25 protein-coding genes are annotated in these 24,933 nt (G+C 61.2%); 14 read left to right on the top strand and 11 right to left on the bottom strand.

Going from position 1 to position 24,933, the window contains the following annotated elements; translation table 11 throughout:
• Positions 1-56: 56 nt before the first annotated feature.
• Positions 57-860 carry a serine O-acetyltransferase gene (cysE, locus tag D1222_RS15065; RefSeq protein ID WP_119455072.1) on the bottom strand — a complete coding sequence of 268 codons (804 nt, stop codon included), beginning with the start codon at positions 858-860 and terminating at the stop codon, positions 57-59.
• A gap of 77 nt (positions 861-937) precedes the next feature.
• The gene (locus D1222_RS15060; protein WP_119455071.1) at positions 938-1,540 is read right to left on the bottom strand and encodes a PilZ domain-containing protein; all 603 of its coding nucleotides are present in this window, start codon (positions 1,538-1,540) and stop codon (positions 938-940) included.
• Between the two features lie 151 nt (positions 1,541-1,691).
• On the opposite strand from D1222_RS15060, the gene D1222_RS15055 reads away from it, so the two are divergent.
• A complete protein-coding gene (locus tag D1222_RS15055; RefSeq protein ID WP_119455070.1) occupies positions 1,692-3,335 on the top strand; it encodes a choline dehydrogenase in 1,644 nt (547 codons plus the stop codon).
• Here the strand turns inward: D1222_RS15055 and D1222_RS15050 are convergent.
• From D1222_RS15050 to D1222_RS15035, 4 genes are all read right to left on the bottom strand, one after another.
• Positions 3,332-3,868 (bottom strand): DUF4339 domain-containing protein, encoded by a 537-nt coding sequence (locus tag D1222_RS15050; protein WP_119455069.1) that lies wholly within the window; start codon positions 3,866-3,868, stop codon positions 3,332-3,334. The two genes, D1222_RS15055 and D1222_RS15050, sit on opposite strands and share 4 nt — an antisense overlap.
• A 91-nt stretch (positions 3,869-3,959) precedes the next feature.
• Complete coding sequence (locus D1222_RS15045) at positions 3,960-7,091, bottom strand: efflux RND transporter permease subunit (RefSeq protein ID WP_119455068.1); 3,132 nt, start codon at positions 7,089-7,091, stop codon at positions 3,960-3,962.
• 18 nt (positions 7,092-7,109) lie between these two features.
• A complete protein-coding gene (locus tag D1222_RS15040; RefSeq protein WP_119455067.1) occupies positions 7,110-8,276 on the bottom strand; it encodes an efflux RND transporter periplasmic adaptor subunit in 1,167 nt (388 codons plus the stop codon).
• Positions 8,273-8,935, bottom strand: coding sequence for a TetR/AcrR family transcriptional regulator (locus D1222_RS15035; protein WP_119455066.1), 663 nt, complete (start codon positions 8,933-8,935; stop codon positions 8,273-8,275). Before D1222_RS15035 ends, D1222_RS15040 begins: the two co-directional genes overlap by 4 nt.
• Before the next feature lie 160 nt (positions 8,936-9,095).
• Between D1222_RS15035 and D1222_RS15030 the strand changes: the two genes are divergently transcribed.
• Both D1222_RS15030 and D1222_RS15025 read left to right on the top strand, forming a co-directional pair.
• Positions 9,096-9,725 carry a nitroreductase family protein gene (locus tag D1222_RS15030; protein ID WP_119455201.1) on the top strand — a complete coding sequence of 210 codons (630 nt, stop codon included), beginning with the start codon at positions 9,096-9,098 and terminating at the stop codon, positions 9,723-9,725.
• A 188-nt stretch (positions 9,726-9,913) separates the two neighbouring features.
• A complete protein-coding gene (locus D1222_RS15025) occupies positions 9,914-10,663 on the top strand; it encodes a hypothetical protein (RefSeq protein WP_119455065.1) in 750 nt (249 codons plus the stop codon).
• Here the strand turns inward: D1222_RS15025 and D1222_RS15020 are convergent.
• Positions 10,660-12,426, bottom strand: coding sequence for an acyl-CoA dehydrogenase (locus tag D1222_RS15020; RefSeq protein ID WP_119455064.1), 1,767 nt, complete (start codon positions 12,424-12,426; stop codon positions 10,660-10,662). The two genes, D1222_RS15025 and D1222_RS15020, sit on opposite strands and share 4 nt — an antisense overlap.
• A gap of 119 nt (positions 12,427-12,545) precedes the next feature.
• Here D1222_RS15020 and D1222_RS15015 point away from each other — a divergent pair, with 119 nt between their 5' ends.
• The 9 genes from D1222_RS15015 (at position 12,546) to D1222_RS14975 (ending at position 20,221) form a co-directional block, all read left to right on the top strand.
• Positions 12,546-13,187, top strand: a complete 642-nt coding sequence (locus D1222_RS15015) for a YceI family protein (protein WP_119455063.1) — start codon at positions 12,546-12,548, stop codon at positions 13,185-13,187.
• Between the two features lie 28 nt (positions 13,188-13,215).
• A complete protein-coding gene (locus tag D1222_RS15010; protein ID WP_119455062.1) occupies positions 13,216-13,971 on the top strand; it encodes a YceI family protein in 756 nt (251 codons plus the stop codon).
• A gap of 6 nt (positions 13,972-13,977) precedes the next feature.
• Positions 13,978-15,180 carry a cytochrome b/b6 domain-containing protein gene (locus tag D1222_RS15005; RefSeq protein WP_119455061.1) on the top strand — a complete coding sequence of 401 codons (1,203 nt, stop codon included), beginning with the start codon at positions 13,978-13,980 and terminating at the stop codon, positions 15,178-15,180.
• Between the two features lie 22 nt (positions 15,181-15,202).
• Positions 15,203-16,138, top strand: a complete 936-nt coding sequence (locus D1222_RS15000; RefSeq protein WP_119455060.1) for an L-threonylcarbamoyladenylate synthase — start codon at positions 15,203-15,205, stop codon at positions 16,136-16,138.
• A 9-nt stretch (positions 16,139-16,147) separates the two neighbouring features.
• Positions 16,148-16,753, top strand: a complete 606-nt coding sequence (locus tag D1222_RS14995; RefSeq protein WP_119455059.1) for an FMN-binding negative transcriptional regulator — start codon at positions 16,148-16,150, stop codon at positions 16,751-16,753.
• On the top strand, positions 16,750-18,159 hold the full coding sequence (locus tag D1222_RS14990; protein WP_119455058.1) for an FAD-binding oxidoreductase: 1,410 nt from the start codon (positions 16,750-16,752) through the stop codon (positions 18,157-18,159). The genes D1222_RS14995 and D1222_RS14990 overlap by 4 nt, the downstream gene beginning before the upstream one ends.
• A 123-nt stretch (positions 18,160-18,282) precedes the next feature.
• Positions 18,283-18,561 carry a DUF2218 domain-containing protein gene (locus D1222_RS14985; protein ID WP_119455057.1) on the top strand — a complete coding sequence of 93 codons (279 nt, stop codon included), beginning with the start codon at positions 18,283-18,285 and terminating at the stop codon, positions 18,559-18,561.
• 182 nt (positions 18,562-18,743) lie between these two features.
• On the top strand, positions 18,744-19,640 hold the full coding sequence (locus D1222_RS14980) for an acyl-CoA desaturase (RefSeq protein WP_233348817.1): 897 nt from the start codon (positions 18,744-18,746) through the stop codon (positions 19,638-19,640).
• Positions 19,637-20,221 (top strand): NUDIX domain-containing protein, encoded by a 585-nt coding sequence (locus D1222_RS14975; protein WP_119455056.1) that lies wholly within the window; start codon positions 19,637-19,639, stop codon positions 20,219-20,221. The genes D1222_RS14980 and D1222_RS14975 overlap by 4 nt, the downstream gene beginning before the upstream one ends.
• A gap of 65 nt (positions 20,222-20,286) precedes the next feature.
• Here the strand turns inward: D1222_RS14975 and D1222_RS14970 are convergent, their stop codons facing one another.
• From D1222_RS14970 to D1222_RS14955, 4 genes are all read right to left on the bottom strand, one after another.
• Positions 20,287-20,622 (bottom strand): YegP family protein, encoded by a 336-nt coding sequence (locus tag D1222_RS14970; RefSeq protein WP_119455055.1) that lies wholly within the window; start codon positions 20,620-20,622, stop codon positions 20,287-20,289.
• A 104-nt stretch (positions 20,623-20,726) separates the two neighbouring features.
• Positions 20,727-20,885, bottom strand: coding sequence for a DUF2474 domain-containing protein (locus D1222_RS14965; RefSeq protein ID WP_119455054.1), 159 nt, complete (start codon positions 20,883-20,885; stop codon positions 20,727-20,729).
• Complete coding sequence (gene cydB, locus D1222_RS14960) at positions 20,878-21,918, bottom strand: cytochrome d ubiquinol oxidase subunit II (protein WP_119455053.1); 1,041 nt, start codon at positions 21,916-21,918, stop codon at positions 20,878-20,880. The genes D1222_RS14965 and cydB overlap by 8 nt, the downstream gene beginning before the upstream one ends.
• A 17-nt stretch (positions 21,919-21,935) precedes the next feature.
• Positions 21,936-23,354: a cytochrome ubiquinol oxidase subunit I gene (locus tag D1222_RS14955; protein WP_119455052.1), complete on the bottom strand. Its 1,419-nt coding sequence runs from the start codon at positions 23,352-23,354 to the stop codon at positions 21,936-21,938.
• 134 nt (positions 23,355-23,488) lie between these two features.
• Between D1222_RS14955 and D1222_RS14950 the strand changes: the two genes are divergently transcribed.
• Both D1222_RS14950 and D1222_RS14945 read left to right on the top strand, forming a co-directional pair.
• Positions 23,489-24,289: a hypothetical protein gene (locus tag D1222_RS14950; protein ID WP_119455051.1), complete on the top strand. Its 801-nt coding sequence runs from the start codon at positions 23,489-23,491 to the stop codon at positions 24,287-24,289.
• Entirely contained in the window at positions 24,286-24,909 is a 624-nt protein-coding gene (locus tag D1222_RS14945) for an HAD family hydrolase (protein ID WP_119455050.1), read from the top strand. Before D1222_RS14950 ends, D1222_RS14945 begins: the two co-directional genes overlap by 4 nt.
• Positions 24,910-24,933 lie beyond the last annotated feature (24 nt).

Raw genomic sequence — 24,933 nt, 5'->3', positions numbered from 1 at the left:
TACCCCTGTGCCCTTACAGGATGTTCTATGCGAGTCTTGTGCCGATATCCAGAAGGCTAGGAGGATTCAGGGAGAGTCTGGTCCATATTCCGTGCTGGCGCTTCGCCGCCGCCGCCAACAACGCGCGCCGGGACACCAGCGACCGTCGTGCGCGGCGCAACGTCTTTCAGGACGACGCTACCGGCTGCAATCTTGGCTTCGTCACCGACGTGTATATTGCCAAGGACCTTCGCACCGACAGAGACCAGAACGCCCCGGCCGATTTTCGGATGCCGGTCGCCGACTTCCTTGCCGGTGCCGCCGAGCGTGACGCCCTGAAGAATAGAGCAATCGTCACCGACCACAGCCGTCTCACCGATGGTGATGTTCGTTGCATGGTCCAGCATGACACCGGTGCCCATCTTCACACCGGGGTGGATGTCGACGCCGAAACGCTCGCTGGCGCGTGACTGGAAGTGGAAGGCCAGCGTCTCGCGACCATCGCGCCAGAGCCGATTGGCAACACGCTGTGTCTGCAGGGCCAGAAAGCCTTTGAAGAACAGGAAAGGCTGGAGCAGGCCGCGGCAGGCCGGGTCGCGCTCGAGCACGGCCTGAAGGTCGCGCTCTGCCGCTTCGATCATCCAGTGGTTCTCATCATAGCAATGCGCGATGACGTGGCGTACCTGCTGCGCACCGATCTCGGGCCCGGCCAGCTTCTCTGCCAAATGGAATGAGAGCGCCTGACAGATCGTGTCATGCGACAGGATCGCTGCATCGATATAGCTTGCAAGCGTCGGCTCATCGGCAGCCGCAGCTTTCGCTTCGAAGCGCAGTCTGCGCCATGGTGGCGGCGGTGCGCCGATGTCTGGATTGTCGACCATGGGCCTTATCCTTCAAGCCTTGCGTCTTTCAGTGCAGATGGATCGCCTGAGCTGATGCTTCAAGGCTCTCGCAGCGTTCAGCTGGCGTCCTGCTTGCCGACATAGCGAATGGCAAAGCCGTTTCTCAGCGTACGCACGACCTCTCCAACGAGATTGCCTACCGTTACCCGCTCGCCCACGAAAGGCGCGGGGCCATCGGTCTCGAAGGCGGCCCCCGAGAGAGATATATCAATCGTCCGGCATTGCAGGACACGGCCATCCGCGCGGGTCACGAGCGCCGGGCCGCCTGAGGCATAGCGCGGTGCCTCGCGCTCATCTGTCAGCCCCAGCGCCTTGACGTTCGCGAGCCAGGTCAGCCGGTCGGCGATCTTTTCCTTCTTGCGCATGGTCACGCTGAACTGGACGGCAAATCCCGCATCCGTGTGGCGCACGACATCGGTTTCGATGCGGCCGAGATCATCAAGGTAACAGACAACGCGGCTACCGATCGCGGGCTTCTGGCGAGACATGAAGGCAGCGCCGCCGCACGAAATATTCTCTGTCAGGAGCGTGTGGTCTTCGCCGCTCTCAGCAAGGAAGCGGCCGTTCAGCTGGACGTTGACGCGCCTGTTGCGGCGCCTGTCCTTGCGAAGGTCGAGCGCTGGGCGCAGTCCTGCTGCCCTTGGTTTGACGGCTTCCATGCGGCCTCCTGCCTGACGGACCCTTGCAGTGATCAATTGCCGGTCCACGCCGAATGCTAAGAAATCTATATTCACAAAAGGTTGATGGCCGATCAAAAGTTGACACCGCCGTCAACAATTACGAAACCTCCCTGCCAAGGGAGAAAACAAAATGCCAGAGACTGCAAACTTCGACTATGTGATCGTTGGCGCAGGCAGCGCCGGCTGCGTGCTCGCGAACCGTCTGAGCGCCGACCCGGACGTGAAAGTCTGCCTCGTCGAGGCCGGCGGGCAGGACAAGAGCCTGATGATCCGCATGCCGGCAGGCGTCGGCGGCCTGATCAAGGATGCAGGCCCGCACAATTGGGGTTTCTACACAGAAGCCCAGAAGCACATGGACGGGCGCAAACTCTGGTGGCCGCGTGGCAAAGGCTGGGGCGGCTCCTCTTCCATCAATGGCATGGTCTATATTCGCGGGCATGCGCGCGACTATGACCAGTGGCGCCAGTCCGGCCTCACCGGTTGGAGCTATGCTGACGTTCTCCCCTATTTCCGCCGCTCTGAAGGCTATCGCGGCAAGGATGAGACCTTCCACGGCCAAGACGGCCCGCTCGTCGTAGAGGATAGCCCGCTCGACTCCGTGGCCTATGACAGCTTCATCAAATCCGGCGAGCAGGCAGGCTACCCCTACACGCCAGACTTCAACGGCGCGCAGCAGGAAGGCGTCGGCCCATATCAGCGCACCATCAATGACGGCGAACGCTGGAGCACAGCGCGTGCCTTCCTCCATCCTGTCTTGAAAGACAGACCAAACCTGACCGTCATGTCGACCGCGCTCGTCTCGAAGATCCGGTTTGAGGGCAAACGCGCCATCGGCGTCGAAACGCTGTCCGGTCGCGGCGCTGAACCGAAACTGGTGCGCGCAGACCGCGAAGTTCTCATCTGCGCAGGCGCCGTCCAGTCGCCGCAGATCCTGAAGCTTTCGGGCCTCGGCCCGGCCGCCGAACTTCGCAAACATTCCATCGACGTTGTGCAGGACATGCCCGGCATCGGTGAGAACCTGCAGGACCATCTCGACGTCACCGTCATTCACAAGATGACCCAGAAACTGTCTGCCTATTCGCGTCAGGCGGGCCTCAAGAAGATTGCTGTCGGTCTCAACTACCTCCTGCGCAAGCAGGGCGCTGGCCGCGACAACTTCCTGCAGGCAGGCGGCTTCCTGAAATCGCGCGAAGGACTCGACCGGCCCGACCTCCAGCTGCACTTCGTCAACGCGATCATGATCGATCATGCCCGCACGCAGGTGAAAGCGGATGGCTTTACCATCCATGCCTGCCAGCTGCGCCCTGAAAGCCGTGGCAGTATCACGCTCGCCAGCGCCGACCCGTTCGATCATCCGCTGATCGACCCGAACTATCTCGCGACCGAAGAAGACCGCCGCGCTATGCGCGAGGGCGTCAAGATCTGCCGCGAGATTGCAGGCCAGAATGCGTTCGACGCCCTGCGCGGCGACGAGATCATGCCTGGTCAGGATGTGCGCACCGATGCAGAGATCGACGCCTTTATCCGCAAGACCGGCGAGACGATCTATCACCCTGTCGGCACGGTTCGCATGGGTGTCGATGATGCGGCCCCGCTAGACGGAGACCTGCGCGTGCGCGGTATCGAGGGCCTCCGCGTCGTCGATGCGTCCGTGATGCCAACGCTGGTCAGCGGGAATACGAATGCGCCGACCATCATGGTCGCGGAAAAGGCGGCTGACATGATCCGGGGCCTCTCCGCCCCGGCGCCAGCTGAGGTCGCAGAACCAGCCTAGTCCAGATCGGCGCTCCACACCCTGCGGATGTGGACGTCGGCCTCAAGCCCGAGATTGAGCCAGGCAAGCCTGCCCGTGGTGGCATTGGCGATCATAACCTGATCGGCAGAGGTCACCGTCTGGTTTAGCTGGTCGCGCAACCGCGCCTGCCTCACACTCGACCGTAGCGCCCAGACGCCTGGCATGATCTGGGCAAACTTGCCGAGCCGGTTCAGCGTGCTGACGAGTTGGATTTCACCTGTGCCGGTAAGCTTGGCGATGATGAGGTAGTTGGAGACGTCCTCCACTCCTTCCTTCTGGACGGACGGGCGAAGCGCATCTTTCAGATGGGCGACAAGCGGATGGTGCTGCTGGGCTGGCAGGAACGCTCCGCCATCACCTTCGGCGACCTGCGTGCCCGGGCCAACGCGCTTCTCAGCGATGAAGCCGACCATCTGGCCCAGCGTGTACGGGCCATAGACAACCTCATTCACCAGCACCCGCCATTCGGCCGGGTCCATTTCAGAAAGATCGAGGGCCTGTTCTGATGACATACGTGCAGCGCTCAGTTTCATTGGAGCCGTAAGCTCGATTCAGATCGCGATTATCCCTGCAAAGGTAAGCAGCGGGTTACGCGTGATGCACTCACTCAGCTTGGGAAGCCTGCAATGAAGGGTCGTAGCGCCGCCCCCGCAGCCGCGCAAACAGGCGCCGTCCGGGCTTCATCGTCATCAGCCTGTAGGCCGCCGGCGTGAAGTAAAGCGCCAGCAGCGCAGACCCTGCCACCCCGCCGGCAATCGCTGTCGCCAGAGGCAGCCAGAAAACATCGCCCGTCAGGATGATAGGGATGAAACCGCCCATCGTCGTCAGGGTGGTTGCCACGATATGGCGGGTCGCATCGACGACGATCTCTCGCTGGGCGAGGACATCATCCGCGCGTGCGGCAGCGTTCCCCTGCAGCAGGGACAGAACGACGATCGAGCTGTTGATCGATATCCCGAGCAGGCCCAGCGAGCCGACAATCGCGTTGAAGCCGAGCGGCAGGTTGAACATCCAGACCCCACCAAAAGCCAGCCCGACCGATAGAAAGCCGGTCAGCAGAATAAGCAACGAAAGCCGGAAGGAATTGAAAACCAGCGTCACGGCGCCTGCCATGATGATGATGAGCGGCACAGCCAGCGATAGGAGGTTTGTCATTGCCTCGGCGCGGGTTTCCGCCTCACCGCCTATGAGGATGTCGTATCCCGGCGGCGTCTCAAATCCGGAAGCCTCCAGCAGCGCCTGAAAGCGCTCCAGCACAGGGGACGGCAAAGAGAAAGGTTCGGTAAAGCCGAAAATCTGGTTTACCCGCCGCCCGTCAAACCGCGTAATCACCGCGGTCTGCGGATCTAGCGTCATCTCACCGAGCGTCGCGAGCGGCGCCCCTTCACGGCCATTGACGGTACCGACCGACATGGCGCGAAGGTCTGAAAGCTGTGACCGACGTGCTTGCGGCGCAATCACGCGGACCGGAATTTCCTCAATACCTTCCAGGATCGATCCGGCTGGCACGCCTTCCAGCTCTGCGCGAACATCCTGCGCGAGACCTGCCAGCCGCTCCCCTGTCATCGCCGTCGCGGCTTCATCGGCACGGATGGTAACCGTTGGGGCACCGAGCTGCAGGCTCGCCTGCGTATAGGTCACCCCCGGCGTCGCAGACAGGACCCGCCGCGTTTCATTGCCAAGGCGGTTCAGCGTCTCGAGGCTGTCGCCGCGAATATAGAACTCGATCGGTGCCGGCACGGGCGGTCCCTGCTCAAACGGCAGCGCCAGGAACTGCGCGCCGGGAAACTCCATCCGCAGATCGTCCTGTATCTGGCGAACGAGACGACGCGTCGACAGATTATCCGTCAGCTGCACCCAGCCCGCCGCAAAGCCCGGCACGCCCTGGGTATTGTTGAAAGCATTATAATAGACCCGCGGGGCGGACTCCCCGAGCGTGAAATTGACAAGTTCGACCTCGGAATACTCACGCAGTAACTGCGTCGCTCGCATCGCCGCCCTCTCGGCTTCAAAGATGGTCGCGGTCGGCGGCAAGCTGATCTCGACCTGAAATTGGTCGCGTTCGGTCTGAGGAAAAAACTGGAGCGGCAGGCTGCCGCCGAGAGAAAAGCCAATCAAAGCGGGCACGAGGCCAATAGCGAGACCCAGCGGCGGAAACCGCAGAACCGCGCCCACCGTCCAGCGATAGCCGTCAGTCACGGCATCAATGGAAATGCCGTCGCGAAACCAGTTATTCCGTTCCCCAATGACCCTCTTGCGGTCAAACCGGCCTGCGAGAAACGGAATGATCGTCATCGACAGGACGAAGGATGCGATCACTGAGAAGATCACCGACACGCCAAGCATGCCGATGAACTCACCCGCCGCCCCCGGCATGAGCGCAATCGGCGCGAAGGCGAGCGCCGTGGTCAGCGTCGAGGCAAAGAGCGGTCCAAAAAGTTTGGACAGAGCGATGTCGATTGCTTCGACGACGCTGTGACCGCGCGCGCGTTCCTGATCATACTCATCGAAGACCACAATCGCATTGTCGATCAGAAGGCCGAGCGAGATGACGAGCCCGGTAACCGACATCTGGTGCAGCGGATAGCCGAAGACGTTGAACAGGATGAGGACCAGCGCGATAGTCAACGGCAGCGCGGCGCCAACAACGAAAGCCGCCCGCCACCCCATCACCAGGAACAGCGCCACAAAGACGATCACAGACGAGAAAGCGAGGTTCTGCGCAAGACCGTTGAGACGATCATTGGTGTAAACGCTTTGATCGAAAACGAGCTGAACATCGATCGCGGCGGGTGACGCCGCATCGAACTCTGCTACAAGGGCGCGCGCACGCTCTGCCCACTGATCCACGCGCTGGTTGGGCTGGATGAACGCGCTGACCACGATGGAGCGCTGGCCATTGGTAAAGTTCATCACCGTGGCCGGGTCCTCGATGCCCTTTCGGACGTCTGCAATATCACCGACCCGCAGGGCGCTACCGTCCGGGCGCTGGACCAGCGGCACAGATCGGATGCGCGCAATCCCGTCAAATGAGCCGCCAATCTCCACGCCAACATCTGCGCGGTCGCCGCGCACCTGACCGGCGGGGGCCTTGGCATCCGATGCGGCGACCAGCTGGGCCGCATCGCTCATGCTCAGGCCAGCGGCAGACAGTGCATCCGGGTCGATAACAACGCGGACCTCTTCACGCGGGAGCCCATATATTTCAGTTTCTTCTGTGCCTGCCAGATTCTGGAACCGGTCTGACAGGTTGCGCGCAAAGCGCGACATCACCGCGAGTTCCGGGTCGCTCTCACCGGTCCAGACCAGTGAGACCAGCATGGTCGACGCGCCGACATACTGACGCTCGATCCGTGGGAAACTTGTCCCCGGCGGCAGGTTTGCGCGCGCGCCATCGACCTTCGCCCGGACCAGCGTCCAGGCATCGTCGACCTCAGCTTCGCTAAGGCCCTCGTCCATGGTGATCGTGATCTGGGAGACATTCTGACGTGAGCTCGACCGGACCTCGTCGACCTCAGGCAGTTCCCGGATCGCGCTCTCGATCGGGTCGGTAATCGTCGCTTCAATACGCTCGGCATCGGCGCCCGGCAGTGTGGTCAGCACATAACCGAACCGCTCAACAAGCGTTGGGTCTTCCTGACGACCAAGCGTCAGGAGAGAGCCGATCGCACCCGCCAGAATAACAAGAATGGCGAGTATGCTGAGCCGCGGCAGTCGGTAGAAAAGCGTACGCATTGCGTGTTTCCCCTTTCCCTAGCCTTCGCTCGAATAGGACGCAGCCATCGGCGCGGGTCGCGGCGCAACGGCCTGTCCAGGCGCGACACGCTGCAGGCCGTCAATGATGATCCGATCACCATCGGAAATCGCACCGCGAACGAATGCGCGTTCGCCATCGCTCTGGACCACTTCGACCAGTCCCGGACGTGCCACCCAACCACCGTCCTGCGGCACGGCAATATAGAGCGACCAAAGCCCCCGCTGGCCTTCCGCAAGCGCAGACACCGGCAGCCACAAGCCATTCTCTTCTACATCGCGTGAGAGGGAGAGGCGCACGACCGCCCCTGCCGAAACCGTCGTCGCATCAGTAATATCGAACACCGTCGTGACACTGCGCTGCCCGGCCTCGATGACACCTGTGACAGAGCGTAGGCGCGCATCGATCGGGCCATTGTCGCTTTGCAGCGTATAGACCTGCCCCGGCTCCAGCGTGGAGGCGAGGTTTGCGGGCAAACCGATCCGCGCCTCGAGCGACCCAGTCTCCACCAGCGCGAAGACTGGCGCGCCCTGCGGGGCAATTGCGCCCTCATCAAAATTGCGGGCGGTAATCACACCGGGATAAGGCGCGGTGATGCTCGCAAGGTCGATCTGCACGCGCAGCGTATCGGCCTGCGCTTTCGCTGCTTCGATACGTGCATCGGCCGTCGCAGCCTGCGCCAGCGCTTCATCAACCCGCTGCTGGGAGACATGGCCACGCGCCATCAATGTCTGCTGACGCTCGACCGTATTCATCGCCAGCGCATGCGAAGCACGCGCCTCATTTACCCGTGCCTCAGCGGAGGCGAGCTGCGAGCGAAGCGCCCTCGTATCCAGCACGGCCAGGATCTGCCCATCGGTAACTCGGTCACCAACATCGACATTCAGCGCAGCAATGCGCCCGCCATCGGCAAAACCAAGGTCACTGGACCGACGCGGCTGAACAATGCCGGTGAACTTCTCATCAAGCGCGAGCGATGACTGCACATCCGCCACGACGACATCAACGGCGAGCGGCGTCGGCTCCTCGCTGATGACGAGCGGGCCTTCGCTGGAGCGTTGACTGAGGACGAACATCGCAAGCAGCGCGACGCCGACGGCGATCACGGCAATGAAGAGCAGGCCCTTCAGAAAGCTTGGCCGGGGCGTGCGGTCATAGTCGCTCATGCGGCACCTCCACTTGTTTTCTCGAGGCTGCGGACGATCAGGTCGGAATGAAATTCGATGAACTCAGCCTGCTGCATTCCGCCGGGCATGGACGCTGTGGCGGGAAAATCAGGCAGGTGGGCGATCATCATGGCAAGTCCGTGTATGGAGGCCCAGACGGACTTGGCTGTGTTGACCGGGTCGAGTTCAGCGCGGAAATGCCCGCCCTCGACGCCCTCAGTGACCATGTCAGTCAGCACGCTGAAGGCTTGCCCCTTATTCGTGCCATCGAACCCATCCGCATCAAACGATGTCTCATCATCCGCCCGAACGCCGGAGAAGGCCGCCACATAATGATGAGGTTTCTCTATAGCGACGCGGACATAACCCGTCATGCAACGACGCGCCCGGACGCTGAACGGGTCGCGCCGGTCTGCGATCTCGTGAACCGCTCCCAGAAGCCGCCCGAAAAAGGACTCCTTCAGCTCATCGACAAGGTCGTCCTTGGAGCTGAAATATTTGTAGATGGCCGCCGGGGAATAGTCGATCTCATCGGCAATCCGGCGAATGGAGAGACCAGCCTCTCCCTCTTCGGCGAACACTTTTTCGGCCGCGTCCAGTATCGCCCCGCGCACGCGCAAGCGGCGCCGCTCTGCTGGCGAAATCTCGCTGTCCTGCATGTCGCGCCACCCTCAGCTGCACCCATGGGAACCTAGCCGAACCCGCGTCACTAAGCAATAGCCGTTCAATTTGTGAACACCGTTCACTCAATCTGCAAAGTGCGCTATTATTTGCGTCCTGCGAGGTTTGAATTGGTCGCCGCGATCCTATTTCTTGGGCATGACGAAACTCTTCCCTGATGCCCCCGCCGTCGGAACCACTATGCAGGCGACGCGCGAAAGCGAGACGGTACGCGACTTTCTTGCGCTGCGCAGGTCAGCCAACAAGGCTTTCATCGGCGGCCCGGGACCGGACCCCGACACGCTCGATGCCATTCTCACGGCGGCAACGCGTGTCCCGGATCACCGGCGCCTTTCGCCCTGGCGGTTCATCATTCTCGAAGGCGACGCGCGGCAAGCTTTCGGTGAGAAGGCGGCGGAGGTTCACAAGCAGGAAAACGAATTTGCTTCGGATGCAGATCTCGAAGCCACAAAGGCCCTCCCACTCCGTGCGCCCTGCGTCGTGATCCTCGTGTCCAGCCCGAAAGACGACAACAGAACGCCCGTCTGGGAACAGGAGTTGTCAGCAGGGGCCCTCGGCCACAATCTGCTCCTCAGCGCCAATGCAGCTGGCTATGCCGGTGTCTGGCTGACCGAATGGGTCAGCTTTTCCAAGGGCATTGACCAGGTACTCGGCCTCTCAAGCCGTGAGCGCATTGCCGGCTATTTCTACCTCGGCAAGGCGACAGCAGACCCGCAGGAACGCGCACGCCCCGATCCAGCCGAACTGATTTCCCGCTGGCAGGGCTGAACTTCCCGAATCCCATGACCGCGATATCCTAGCATCTTAGCTATGGAGGGCGGTCGATCGCCCTACCGCCTCCCGATTCTGCGTGAGCCACCTGGCGCTGGTTCAGGGATCGCCCGCGCCAGCCTGTACATGTCCGGCGTGAGCCATAATAACGGCTACAGTTTCGGGTATATCAGGGGGATAGATCGATGTTCGCAGCACTGGACCTGCCACAACCCATCGTGGCGAGAGCATACTCCATAGGCGGGCAGGACGTCCCGGAATGGCTGGTCTGGACCGGCGGTGCCATTCTCGGGCTCATTGTCCTCAAGCTCCTCTTCTTCAGGGAATCCACCGCGAAGAAAGACGCCCGTAAACGTCAGGAATGGCAGGCGCGTCAGGAAGAGGAGTTCGCCCCGCTGATCGACGCCATGCAGCCGCTCATCAAACTGCAGGAAGACCTCAATGGTCGGCTGAAACGGCTGATGGAGCGCGAGCTCAAGACCGCGACACACGAGTTAAAGCGCGAACGCCTGGAGTCTGACCTCCAGCAGTTCACCGAGGGCCGCTACTCCAAACTCAATTCCTGGCACCTCAACGTGTTCGAGAAGGACGGCTTCATGCCGGTCATTCGCGTGCGCACCACAGGCAGCCATGAGTGTCCGCACGGCGTCCTTGGCGCAATTGAGTTCGAAGACACCGAAAAGTGGGAACGCACCTTCCGGTACCTGTTCAAGAATGTTCCGGTTGCCGACCACGAGAACCACCGGGACTATGCGCTGTTTACCCTCCCTGACGCCAAACGCTTCATGGAGCAGTGCTTCATCGTCGGCGTGAACGAGCTTCCCTTCGGTTTCACGCCGGAGATGCTTGGCCTGCAGGAAGGCCCGAAGCCGATTGAGCTTGTCCGCGCCAATCCTGCGGGCAGCCCCAGCTCATCGCACTTTGCCAGGCACTAGCTCAGCCCGAACAGGGCCTCACTCTCGGCAAGGAAGCTGTCGCCGCCTCGGGTGATGCCCGAAACGCGGCCCGGCGCTTCGGCGAGCGAGGTTTCAGCGAAAAAGCCTGCAAGCGCCGTCATCCGGCCCCGCAGCGCGGAATTGTCCGCCCGCGCCGATAGCGCGCCCCTTGTCAGGAAGTGACCGCCGATCACGTCGCCTGCAAGCTCCAGATAGGCCGTCGCACCTGAAAGGCCTTTCTCGCGCTCATCCTTCATGGCGGCTTTCATCCAGTCGGTGGCTTCGCCAAGTGCATCAGCGGCCGCAACCAGCCTGTCGGCGATCTGCCCCAGCTGCGGGTCATTGGTCTCACGCGCCGCGCGCGCGGTTTCACGCACTTCATCGATCATGTCGCTCATCGCACGTCCGCCCGCCATGGAGAGTTTGCGCCCGACAAGGTCGATGGCCTGAATGCCGTTCGTACCTTCATAGATCGGGGCGATCCGCGCATCGCGGTAAAGCTGCGCGGCCAGCGTCTCATTCATGAAGCCCATGCCGCCATGGATCTGCACACCAAGGCTGGCCATCTCAACGCCGGTATCAGTCGACCACGCCTTTGCGATTGGCGTCAGGAGTTCTTCGCGAAGGCGCGCAGCCTCACGGGTCGCCTCGTCTTCTGCGGCGTCCGAAAGGTCAGCCGCCACACCGCAAGCATAGCAGATGGCGCGCGCCGCCATCGTATGCGCGCGCATCGTCGTCAGCGTGCGGCGAATGTCGGCATGGTGCAGGATGGGCGCAGGCCCATCGACGCCGTCCACTTTGCCCTGCTTGCGCTCATTCGCATAGGCATAGGCGGTCTGGTAGGCTGCTTCTGAAACGCCGACCCCTTCAAGCCCGACATTAAGGCGCGCCGCGTTCATCATCGTGAACATGCAGGCGAGGCCCTTATTCTCCTCACCGACCAGCCAGCCGGTCGCGCCGTCATATTCCATGACGCAGGTCGGGCTCGCATGAATGCCGATCTTCTTCTCAAGCCCGATACACTGGACAGCGTTGCGCTCACCGAGCGAGCCATCCTCATTCACCATCACTTTCGGCACGACGAAGAGTGAAATACCGCGCGAGCCTTCCGGCGCATCCGGCAGGCGGGCGAGGACAAGATGGATGATATTATCCGTCATGTCGTGGTCGCCCCAGGTGATGTAGATCTTCTGGCCTGAGATCTTGTAGGAGCCATCTTCCTGCGGCACGGCCTTGGTCTTCAGCGCGCCGACATCAGAGCCTGCCTGAGGCTCTGTCAGGTTCATTGTGCCCGTCCACTCGCCAGAGATCAGCTTGGGCAGGTATTTCTTCTTCTCTGCCTCGCCGCCATGCGCCAGCAGCGCCTCGATCGCACCTGCGCTCAGCATCGGGCAGAGACCGAAGCTCATATTTGACCCATGCAGCATTTCGAGCACCGCATTCGACAGCGTGCGCGGCAGGCCCTGCCCGCCCCATTCGACAGGCGCGGCGAGCCCCATCCAGCCACCTTCTGCGAACTGGCGGTAAGCGTCGGCAAAGCCATGCGGCGCGACGACCCCGTCACCGGTCAGCTGAGCGCCCTGCTCATCGCCTGTCTGGTTCAGCGGCGCCAGCACATCACTGGCGAGTTTTCCCGCCTCTTCGAGGATCGGATCGATCAGCTCATCGTCGAAAGCTTCGAAATGCTCGCCCGACAGGCGGCCAATTCCGGCAAGCTGTCTCAAGGCGAAAGCCATGTCCTCAACGGGTGCCCGATAGCTCATATGATGCATCTCCCGGATAAGTACTATTCTCTACAGGGTCTAAAGCCGGACTGGTCAGGTTGAACGGCTAGTATATTTAGTTTGCACGCATTCTTGACCATGTATGAGGAGGTCCGTCCATGCGCCGTATCGTAACAACAGCAGTGCTCGCAGCGCTTACCGCTGCACCTGCACTCGCCGAACAAACCCTGGAAGGTGTCGCCAATGCCACCTACCAGCTCGACCCGAACCATTCCTTCCTGACCTTCAACGTCACCCATAACGGTATTTCGACCTATACGGTCTACTTCACCGACTTTGACGCGACGCTCGACTTCAACTCCGAAGACCCGACCGCGTCGACGCTGAATCTGACCATCAATCCAGCTGCTCTGGAAGCCAACTACCCTGCCGATTACAAGGCCGGCCACCCGGACAGCGAATTCGAAAACTGGAACGACGCGCTCGCCAATGACGACCGCTTCCTTCAGGCCGACGAGTTTGGCGAAATCACCTTTACCTCGACCAGCGCCGAAATGACCGGCGACTTCACCGGCACGGTGACAGGCGATCTCAGCTTCCGCGGTGAGACCCGCCCGGTCACGCTGGATGTCACCTACAATGGCGTCGCCAACCCACCATGGATGGGCGAACGCGACACGATCGGCTTTACCGCGAGCACCATTATCGACCGGACTGAATTCGGCATGGATGCGCTTCAGGGCGTGATCTCGAACGACGTCGCGATCGAGTTCTCCGGCGAATTCATCGAGAACGAATAGACCTCCAGACAATCAGGGCTGATACAAGATGAAACTCACAACGACCTTTCTAGCTGCTTCGAGCCTCCTGGTTCTGGCGGCATGCTCCGGCGCCGAGACGGACACGTCCGGCACCGCCGAAACAGATGCGACTGAAACCGTAGAGATCGAAGCCGACGCCGCTGCTGGCGAAGGCGTTCTGGCCGAAGTCGCCTCCGCGACCTATTCCATCGAACCGACGCACGCCTTCCTGACCGCCAAGGTCATGCACCAGGGCCTCTCGGAATACACGCTCAGCTTCACGAGCTTTGACGGCACGCTTGATTTCAACGCTGCAGATCCAGCAAGCTCCAGCCTCACGCTCACCATCGACCCGACTTCGGTCTGGACGCACTTTCCCGGTGACTACAAGGCAGGCCACCCGGACAGCCCGCATGACAGCTGGACCGAAGCGCTGGCCCAGGATGAGGGCTTCATGAATGCGGGCGCCTATCCTGAGATCACCTTCACCTCCACCGAAGTGACGCGCACGGGCGACACGACGGGAACGGTGACGGGCGACCTCACCTTCCTCGGCCAGACCCAGCCTGTCACGCTCGACGTCACCTTCAACGGTGTCGCCAATGTGCCCTGGTTCGGCACCCGGGACCTTATCGGTTTCGATGCTGGCACGACGATCAATCGCTCCGAGTTCGGTCAGGATGCTCTTCAGGGCATGATCTCTGATGAAGTCGTCGTCGAGTTCTCAGGCGAATTCCTGCAGCAGGAAGCCGCAGAGACGGATGCCGAAACAGACGGCAATTAAGTCTTCATGACACGATCACCGCGCTACTCCGCCGTTGCAATCGCCCTTCACTGGGCGATTGCATTCGGCATCCTGTTCATGATCTGGCTTGGCTGGAACATGGACGGCAAGGAATCCTGGTTCCAGTTCCACAAATCGGTCGGCATCACGATCCTGATCCTGACAGTCGCGCGGATCATCTGGCGGGTGATGAACCCGCCGCCCCCATTGCCCACGGGCATGAAACCGTGGGAGAGCAAGGCCAGCCATGCTGTCCATATCGGCTTCTATGCCCTGATGGTCATCATGCCGTTGACCGGGTGGCTCACGGTTTCGATTTCCTATGATTTCGACATTCCGACTGTGATCTTCGGCCTGTTCAGCTGGCCAGATATTCCGGGTGTCGGTTTTCTCGCAAATGAGACCGGCTTTGGCCTCGTTTCAAACATTCACTCAAAACTCGCCTGGGTCGCGCTTGCCCTTCTTGCCCTGCATCTTGGCGGTGCCCTGAAACATGAGTTCGGGCATGAAGAAGGCGTGCTGAAACGCATGCTGCCGGGCCTCTTTGGCAAGACGGATAAGCCAAGCCCGCCGCCACGCGGCTTCCTCGCCGCTTTCGGCGCAGCCATCGCGCTTTTCCTGATCATTGCCTTCGTCCCACAGCTCTTCTCCAGCAGCGGCGGCGAAAATAGCTCGGGCGACGCCCCGGCAGATGTGAGCGAAATTTCAGTCGAGCCGAACTGGACCGTCGATTATGACCAGTCCTCAATCGCTTTCACCTTCACCCATGAAGGCCAGACCTATGAGGGCAGCTTCGGCGACTGGAGCGCCGATATCGACTTCGACGCGGACAACCTTGCTGCCTCAGAGGTGCTTGTCACGGTGAATACGGGCTCAGCCGCGACACCGAAGAAGCTCTACACCGACAGCCTCAAATCCGCCGAATGGTTTGGCGTGTCATCCTTCCCGCAAGCGACCGTCCACCTGACAGGCTTCCAGCAGACCGGCACACTCTACAGTGCCGATGCCACGCTTCAAATCAAGGATGGATCGGTCACGGTGCCATTCGCCTTCACGCTTGAAGAGGATGGCGCCTCTACAGTGATGACGGGCGACACGACCGTGGAGCGCACGCCGCTCGATCTCGGCCAGACGTCTGACGCGAGCGCTTCCTATGTATCGGAATCTGTGCGCATCGATGTGCGAGTCGTGGCCTCGCCTGCCGGCTGATTGAGTGCTAGGCGACTGAGCCATGACGGCCCCAGTCCTGAAACCGGATTCCGCCGCCCTTGATCGGGCGGCACGCATTCTCAAAGAAGGCGGCCTCGTCGCTATGCCGACAGAGACGGTCTATGGGCTCGCAGCAGACGCGGCAAACGCTGACGCCGTCGCGCGCCTTTACGCCGCCAAGGGCCGGCCAGCATTCAACCCGCTGATCGCGCATTGCGCCTCTGCAGAGGCGGCGTTTGCGCAGGGGCGGTTTTCCGAAAAAGCACGGGCGCTTGCCGCCGAATTCTGGCCGGGCCCGCTCACCTTTGTGGTCGATGCCGTCGACACCACGACAGTCTGCTCGCTGGCCCGCGCCGGTCTCGATACGCTGGCCCTGCGTGTACCAGTTCACCCGGCAGCGCGCGCATTGCTGGAGGCGTTCGGTGGCCCGCTGGTCGCGCCATCCGCCAATCCGTCAGGGCGTATCAGCCCAACGACCGCACAGCATGTCTCCGGCGATATGGGAGACAAGGTCGACCTCATTCTTGATGGGGGGCCGTGCAGCGAAGGTATCGAGTCGACGGTCATCGATGCGCGCGGCGAGACGCCTGTCCTTTTGCGTCAGGGCACAGTCCTGCCGGAGGCAATCGAAGCCGTCTGGCCCGGCATTGAGATGGGCGGCAGCGCCGACAAGCCGACATCGCCTGGACAGCTCCTGCGCCACTATGCTCCGAATGCGCGCCTGCGGCTGAACGTAGAGACGCCAGAACCTGGCGAGGCCTTTCTGGGCTTCGGGCCAGGCGAAGCGACCCTGAACCTGTCGTCGCGTGAGAGCCTCATTGAGGCCGCTGCGAACCTCTTCTCCATGATGCGTCAGCTCGACGAAACGCATGACCGTATCGCCGTCGCCCCGATCCCGGTCAATGGCCTTGGGGCAGCGATCAATGACCGGCTGGTTCGCGCCGCTGATCGCGGCTAGACAGGCAGGATGCACCCCGCTCCCGCCTATCTCGAAACAGACCGCGCCACCCTCCTGAAGCGCATCGGCGACTGGCCTTTTGCGCTGGCAATTGGCCTCCTCGAAGGGCGCCCTCGCGCCGCGCATACGCCTGTGCTGGCAGAGGCGGACGGCACGCTGCGGTTTCACCTGTCGAAGGCGAACCCCGCCGCGCGGGGCATAGCGAACATCGGCCACGCGCTCATCGTCTTCTCTGGCCCTCACGATTATATCTCGCCCGACTGGTATGGCATGGAGAAGCAGGTGCCGACCTGGAACTACCTCTCCGTCGAAGCTGAAGGCACTGTCAGCATTTGTGATGAAGCTGAGGCCGAGCAGTTTCTCGAAGACCTCTCAGCCCGCTTCGAAGCGGGTCTTTCACCGAAGCCGGCATGGACCGTCGCATCGATGGACCGGGCTCAGTTAAAGCGGATGCTGACCTCGATCGTGACCTTCAAACTTACGCCGCAACGGCTCGAAGGGATAACCAAGGTCGGGCAGAACAAGCCTGAAGAGGCGCGCATCCGGGCCGGTCAGGCCTTGAAAGCTGCAGGCGGCGACCCAACCATTGCGACCATGATGGAGCGCCGCTCATGAACCGCCCGAACGAAGAATTCCTGAACGCTGCCAAGGGCTTGCTAGGCCCGTCTGGCTGGAGCGAAGACCCCGACAAGCTTGAAGAGGTCGCCTCTCCATGGCGCGGTACCAATAATGGCGAGACGCCGTTTCTGGCGATGCCAGCCTCTACCGAAGAAGCTGCGAGCCTCGTCAAACTCTGCGCTGAACATCGCGTCGCGCTGGTCCCGCAGGGCGGCAATACGGGCCTTGTCGACGGTGGCACGCCGCATGGTGAGATCACCGTTTCCATGCGCCGGATGACCAAGCTTCGCGGCGTCGATACCCGCAACAACTCAATGACCATTGAGGCTGGCGCGACGCTTGTGAGCGCGCAGCAGGCCGCTGAAGAGGCTGGTCGCTTTTTCCCGCTGTCGCTTGGCTCTGAGGGTCAGGCAAGCATTGGCGGGCTGATCTCGACCAATGCGGGCGGTGTCGCCGTGCTGCGATATGGGATGATGCGCGACCTTATTCTTGGGCTCGAAGTTGTTCTGCCCTCTGGCGAGATCTGGGACGGGCTGTCTGGCCTTCGAAAGAACAATACCGGCTATGATCTGAAGCATCTTTTCGCGGGTGCTGAAGGCACGCTGGGCCTTATCACTGCGGCGACGCTCAAACTTTTTCCAAAGGTTTCAAAGGCGACTGCCTGGGTGACCTGCGAGACACCTGCCAATGTCGTCGATCTTCTGGCGCTGGTCCGCGACCATGCCGGCGACACGGTGACCAGCTTCGAGATCATCCCGGCCAATGCCATCGAGATGGTGAAGGCCGACGTGCCTGACACCCGCGACCCGGCCCCGTCCGACCTGCCCTGGAGGGTTCTGGTTGAGGTTTCAATGTCGCGGGAAGATCAGGCGCGGGAGACGCTGATGGCGGCCCTCGCCGACGGGATGGAGCGAGAACTTGCCGCCGACGTTCTCATCGCTGAGAGCGGCCAGCAGGCATCGAGCTTCTGGCACATCCGCGAGACGATCCCCCTGTCCAAGCGTGCCTATGGCACGGCCCTCAACCATGATGTGTCCGTCCCGGTTTCTGCCATTCCGGATTTTCTCACCGCAACTGAAGAAGCGATCCAGAAACTGGTGCCGGAAGCGGAGATCGTCGCCTTCGGTCATGTCGGCGACGGCAATCTCCACTATTCGGCCTGCGCGCCCAAGAACCCTGAAAACTCAGCGCTTTCTGACAATGCCGAAGAGGTTACCCGCATCGTACATGCGCATGCGATGAAGTTTGGTGGGTCGATCAGCGCAGAGCACGGGGTTGGCCGTTTGAAGCGCGATGAGCTCGCCGAGATCAGGCCGAAAGCAGCTACAGAGACGATGCGGGCCATAAAGCTGGCGCTTGATCCGCTCGGCATCATGAACCCCGGCCGGGTGGTATCGGTCTAGGGCGGCTACCTGACCAACGACACCGTTCTCATCCGCGCCTCGCATAACAACCATTCCGCATGAGCGCCCTCAGTTGCGAGTGCATCGCATTTACGTCTTCGGGATCATACCGGAGAAAATGCAATGAAAAGAACGACCCTCGTGGCGACAGAGAATGCCAGCCGCTACCTGCAACAGCTCAGCAAACACTGGGCACACAAGTTCGACGTCGACTATTCAGAGACGAAAAGCCGGATCAATCTGCCGCTTGGCGAACTGAATATGCAGGCAAGCGAGAGCGCGCTTGGCCTGGAGGTAACCTCTGACTCCCCAGATTCTCTGGACCAACTTTGCGACGTCATTGAGCGTCATCTTGACCGGTTTGCACATCGGGAAAGTGCACTCGTCTATGAGTGGAAATAGCGCCAAAAACAGGGTGCAGTGACGGTGCATGGGTGGTGTTTCTGACGGTGTGCGCAAACACAGATTGCAATGCAGTAATCCGCGGCGATTTTTCCTTTGCCAAAATGCGATTGGTTCTTAACATCGCGTCAGGCAGTCTGGTTCAGACTGTACGCAATCGCCTGCCGACACCGGAGCCCTGAATGACCAAAATTCCTCGCTCGCTTGCCATTCCAAAATCCTGGAAGACAATCGATATGCCGAGCCTGTTTTCGGCCTTCATCTATCCAGCGCTCGGCATCGCGCTGCTGACCACGATGGTCGCGCTGGGATTTGCGCTGACACAGATCGAGCTCAAGCTCTGGTACGTTCCGCTCTCACTGGGCGTCATCGCCTTCACGATTTTCGTCTGCAATGCAGGCATCGGCCCGCTTCACCGCATCATGCAGCACCGGGCAGGCGAACTGGCCTGGCCAGCGCAGGTCCTGACCATGGTCAATCTGATGATCGCCATGCAGGGGAATGTGAAAGACTGGGTGAACTACCACTCCCAGCATCACCGCTTCGCCGACGGTCCGGGCGACCCGCACAACCCGTTCGAGAGCAAGCGCTGGGCCTGGGTTGGCTGGATCCTGTTCCGCGACCCGAAAGATACGATGCGTCCAATGCCAATGTGGCTGAAGAACCACCCAGTCATTGTCTGGATGGATGGCTTCTACAATTCGATCTCGCTGGTCATCCACCTCTTCATCCCGGCTGCGATCTATCTGGTCGTCTGGGCAGCCGGTGGCTCGCTCGTGCTGACCGGGATCATCCATGCAAGCGTCGTCATCGGCCGGGCGATCCAGTTCCACGCGACGACCTATGGCATCAATGTGCTTGGTCACCTCAAGACCCCGGCCTGGGCTGACCATGCCATGGCGCTTCTGACCGGCGGTGAAGCCTTCCACGACCATCACCATGATGAGCCTGTCTCGGCGCTGCACCGTCCGCGCAAGGGCGTCTGGAATCGTATCGTCGACTATAATGGCACCATGCTGCTGATCTATGAGAAGCTTGGCTGGGTCAAAGGACTGAAGATCGCCCCTCGCTTCGCATGAGCGTCAAACCGCTCAAGGACCGCGTGACCCTTGTCTCCAGCGAAGTGCTCGCGGATGACTGGGTCCCGCTGGTCAAGCATACGATTGACTATGAGCGCCGCGACGGTCGCCGGGAGCGCCTGACCCGCGAGGTCTATAACCGCCCCGACGCCTGCGCGGTGCTTCCCTATGACAGCGCGCGCGGCACCGTCCTCCTCATCCGCCAGCTACGCCTGCCCGTCTTCATGAAAGGCGATGAAGAGCCGATGTGGGAGGCCTGCGCGGGCGTTATCGAAGACGAGGACCCGCAAGAAGCCACGCGCCGCGAAGCCATGGAAGAGCTTGGCTACCAAGTGCACGACCTTCACCTGGTGACGGCGATGTATGCAAGTCCCGCAAGCTTTGGGGAGCGGGTCTGGTGCTACACGGCGAGCTACAAACCCTCAGACAAGGTCGCGAGCGGCGGCGGCGCGAGCGATGAGGGCGAAGACATCGAAGTCGTCGAGCTTCCCTTCGAAGATGCCTATGGCCGCATCGCGACTGGCGAGATCACAGACGCCAAGACGGTCCTCCTGCTCCAGCATCTCAAACTGTCGCTCTAACGGAAAAAGGCGCCCGCAGTGAGACCTGCGCGCGCCCTTCCGGAATTCTTTAAAGCTGAAAAGCCTTACGCCGTCATGTCTTCAACGCGGGCGTCTGGCGCGTTCTTCTTGACCGACTCGATGCCATTGTCGCGGCCCGAAGCGCTCTTGTAGCTTTCAGACGTGCCGATAACCTGGCCGTTGGTGGACTTCAGATTAAAGCGGAAATTGCCCGCGTCCGTTTCCTTGCGCTCATAACGCGCATCGTCAGATGCGTTCTTCTTGACCGATTCAATTCCGTTCGTCGCGCTGGCTTTCTGCTTGTAGCCTTCGCTCGCCAGAATGATCTCGCCATTGCCGGCTTTGAGCCTGAAGCGGAATTCGCCTGCCTTGTCGGTGTAGAGTTCGAATTTGCCAGCCATTTGGCGCTCCTTTCCATTGGGAATCGGTCGGTTGATGGTGCCTTAAAGCGTGGCCGCAGCGCCGCGTGGGGTCAAGCAGGTTCAACCCGGCCGAGACGTCGTCCTCAACCGATGAACAGAAAGCCGCGCAGGATATAGGCCGTCGCGGCCACAACGGTGACGCTGACAATCGCGATGCCCCAGAACCAGGCGAGCCTTTTCCAGAGCGGGCCAGCAGAGCCGCCCGTCTCATCGGGGCCTTGAGGTTCAATCAGGTCAGTCATGATAGGCCTCGTCCGGGTCCACCTTGCCCCAGAAGAGCGAGTAGACATATCCGGTATAGATCAGGATGACCGGCAGCATCACGGCTGCACCGACGAACATCAGCATCAGGGCATTGTCGCGGGCAGCGGCCTGCCAGATGTCGATCTCGAATGGCACGATATTCGGAAACAGGCTGACAGCGAGGCCGAGATAGCCGGACAGAAAGATGCCTGCCGACAGGACATAGGGACGCCAGTCAGGCGCCGAAACCTTGCCGGAGAGGTCACGCCAGACAAGCACGGTCAGGACCAGACCGATGAGCGGGATTGGCGAAAGCGGGAGGATCTTGGCGAACTCAACCTCTGCCATGGAGAAGCCCCAGCGCTCTGTTACGCGCGGATCGATAGACAGTGTGGCGAGGCTGACGGCGGCGAAACAGACCGCAACACCGACGAGCGCGATCTTGCCGCGATTGCGTGCGCGGCGCTGGACGTCGCCTTCAGTCTTGAGCACTAGCCAGCAAGCGCCGAGCAGGATGTAGCCGATCGCAACAGAGACAGCGACGAGCAGCGAGAACGGGGTGAGCCAATCGAAGGCGCCGCCAGCAAAGCTGCGGCCCTCAACCGTGACGCCCTGAATGAAACCGCCGAGGATGAGCCCTTGCGCCAGTGCGGCGGTCAGCGAGCCATAGAAGAAGGCCCCGTTCCAGAAGAGCTTGGTCGGTTTGCGCACCGCCTTGTGCCGGAACTCAAAGGCCACGCCGCGAAAGATGAGTGCCGCCAGCATGAGCAGGACGGGCAGGTAAAAGGCGGGCATCAGGATGGCATAGGCGAGTGGGAAGGCTGCGAAGAGGCCGCCGCCACCGAGGATCAACCAGGTCTCGTTCCCGTCCCAGACAGGCTCGATCGTGGCGGTCATCAGATTGCGTTCGTCATCGTCCTTGGCAAAGCCGGTCAGCATACCGATGCCGAGGTCCATGCCATCGAGAAGGACGTAGAGCATGACCGCAGCCGCGATCAGCAAGCCCCAGATCAGTGGAAGATCAAGTTCCATAGCCCTGCCCTCTCTTTCTATTCATCCGGATGGCGGCCGCGCGGCCCGGTTTCAGCCGGATCATCGACAGCGCCCATCGGCGTACCTGGTGCGCGGTGTTCGCGCTCTGGCGGCTCTGGCGCGTCGTCCTGGAAGCCACGTGTCGCGATGCGCGCCATGTAGACGGTGCCTGCTGTAAAGATGATCGCATAGACGACCATGAAGATGATCAGCGAGGTGGCGACCTGTTCGGTCGAGACCGGCGCAAGGCTGTCTTCGGTGCGCAGCTGCCCATAGACGGTGAAGGGCTGGCGGCCAACCTCGGCAACGACCCAGCCGGTGATCACCGCGATGAAGCCCAGCGCACCGCCCGGTATGGCGAGCAGGTGGAACAAGCCTGGCTTGTCGATACGTTTGCGCCACCAGAGGAAACAGCCCCAGATGCCGAGGGCCAGCATCGCCATGCCCGCACCAACCATGATGCGGAAGGCCCAGAACACGATGGCGACCGGCGGGCGGTCTTCCTCAGCAAACGCGTCGAGGCCTTCCAGCTCCCCTTCCGCATGGGGGAAGAGGTATGGGCTGGTGCCCGGAATGGCGATCTCCGCAATGTTGCGCTCATTTTCTTCATCCGGGAAACCGAACAGGATGGTGGGCTGGACCTCACTCGTCTCCCACCAGCCTTCAATCGCGGCGACCTTTGCAGGCTGATACTCATGGGCGACTTCGCCCGACCAGTGACCAGCCCAGATCTGCAGCGGCATCAGCACTGCCAGCGTGCCGACCGCCATGCGCATCTGCCAGCGTGTCGGCTCTTCCTCATGGTGGCGGACAACCTGCCAGGCACCCGCCGCAAGGATGACCGCAGCCGTCGTGATGAAGGCCGCCAGCATCATGTGGACATAGCGCGACGGGAAGCTCGGATTGAAAACGACGTCCCAGAAGTTCGTCGCGTAGAAATTGCCGGTCTCTGCGTCGATGGCGAAGCCAGCCGGTGTCTGCATCCAGCTGTTTGCCGAGAGGATCCAGAAGGCCGAAATCGTCGTGCCGACGGCAACCGCAGAGGTCGCGATGAAGTGGAGCTTGTTGCCGACCCGCTTCCAGCCAAACAGCATCACACCGAGGAAGGTCGCCTCAAGGAAGAAGGCGGTGAGCACTTCATAGCCAAGCAGCGGGCCGATCACGCTGCCGGTCTTGTCTGCAAAGACCGACCAGTTCGTGCCGAACTGGTATGACATCACAACGCCGGAGACGACGCCCATGGCGAAGGCGAGCGCGAAAATCTTGATCCAGTGCAGGTAGAGACGCTTGAACACGTCCCGCTTGGTCCAGAGCCAGAGGCCTTCACAGACCGCAAGGAAAGCGGCGAGACCAATCGTGAAAGCTGGAAAAATGATGTGGAAGGCAATCACGAATGCGAACTGGAGCCGGGACAGGATCAGGGCGTCTAGTTCCATCGGAGCACTCCTCAGCGCGGATTGATGGGGCAGACCATATCCAGATGTCAGTGTGATGAACAGGCGCGCATCCTGACGCGCGGCAGGATAGCGCGGGGGTGACGGGGGCGGCGTTCTGGTCCATGAGGTTGCGCATGTCCAAGCCAAAACCCTCCCCCACCGACGCGCCAAAAGAAAAAGATCCGCTTCATGAGCGGCTCAATATCTATCAGTGGTCGATCATCGCGATTGCCCTCTGGCTGGTCTTCGGGCTGGTGCCGATCGCGCTGATGCAGCTGTTCCGGCTGGAAGACCTCGCGGCCACGAGGGTCTCTCAATATGGCGCGATGTTCGGGGCCGCGAGCGCGTTCTTTTCCGGCTTTGCCCTGATTGGCATCATGCTGACCAATAGCGCACAGAAGAAAGCGCTGGAGCTTCAGAAACAGGAGCTGGAGGAAGTCGCCGATAATCAACGCAAGGCGCTAAATCTCCAGATCATTCTGGCCTTCATGGACGATATCGCCGCCGATGAGTTCCGGCAGGCTTCCGGCGTCCTGTTTGAGTATGAGCGGGCGGGCGCGCTGGGACGCTATGGCGTCCTGCGGCACAAAACGGACCGCACGCCTGAGGAAGAGGCCGAGTATCAGCGCTTTGATTCTGCGCGCCGGCGCTTTGTGCACGTCTTTCACAAGATGAAACGCCTGCACGCTGGCGGCGCGGTGGACCTTTCGACTGTGCGCACCGTCTTCTCGCCCGACCTTGTCTGGACGCTGCTCCTCCTCGATGAGCCGATGGAAGAAGCGATCCGCGCAAACTACAGCCACGATACATTCGTCTTCTTCCAGGAACTCTATGAGCCTGAAGAGATACTGGGCCAATGGCCGAGGACGCCGGGCAATCCGCTGCCGACGCGCCTGAAAGGCACAGCTTTCGACCCGGATACGAGCACGCAATGACCGAACCACGCTACAAACTGATCGCCTGGGACTTTGACGGGGTCCTCAATGCCAATGTCCAGAACGGCGTCTTCAAATGGATGACGACGTTTGAAGAGGATACGGGCCTGCCGATCGACTCGCTGGCGAACTATCTCTTCTCTGGCCGGTTCCAGCAGGCCATGGTCGGCGAGGCGGACCTGCACGAGCTGGTCGGGAGCTGGGCCGCAGAGCATGGCGTGCCGCACCGGGCGGGAGAGGTCATCGACTACTGGTTCGACAAGGATCACATCCCCGATGAGAAGACGCTGGATATCGTCCAGCGGGCGCGCCGGGCGGGCATCACCAATGTCATCGCGACTAATAATGAGGTCTACCGCGCCGACTGGATCGAGGAGATGGGGTTTGGTGAGCACATGCACACCGTGTTCGCCGCCGGCCGCATGCGCCTCGCCAAGCCGGACCTTGCCTACTTTGCGCACATCGAAAACGCGCTGGGGCATGGCGGCAAGGACGTGATCCTGGTCGATGACATGGCTGAGAATGTCGAAGCGGCCCGCCAGCATGGCTGGGACGCGTTTCATTTCGTGCCGGGTTGCCATGACGCGCTGGCAGCAAAGCTTGGGCTTAGCGAAGGCTAGGCGCCAGCCGGCTCAGGGCCAACT

It is taken from the genome of Henriciella algicola (assembly GCF_003576245.1).
Taxonomy (GTDB): Bacteria; Pseudomonadota; Alphaproteobacteria; order Caulobacterales; family Hyphomonadaceae; genus Henriciella; species Henriciella algicola.
Note: the sequence above shows the minus strand (reverse complement) of the source record. Positions and strands in the feature narration are given on the sequence as shown.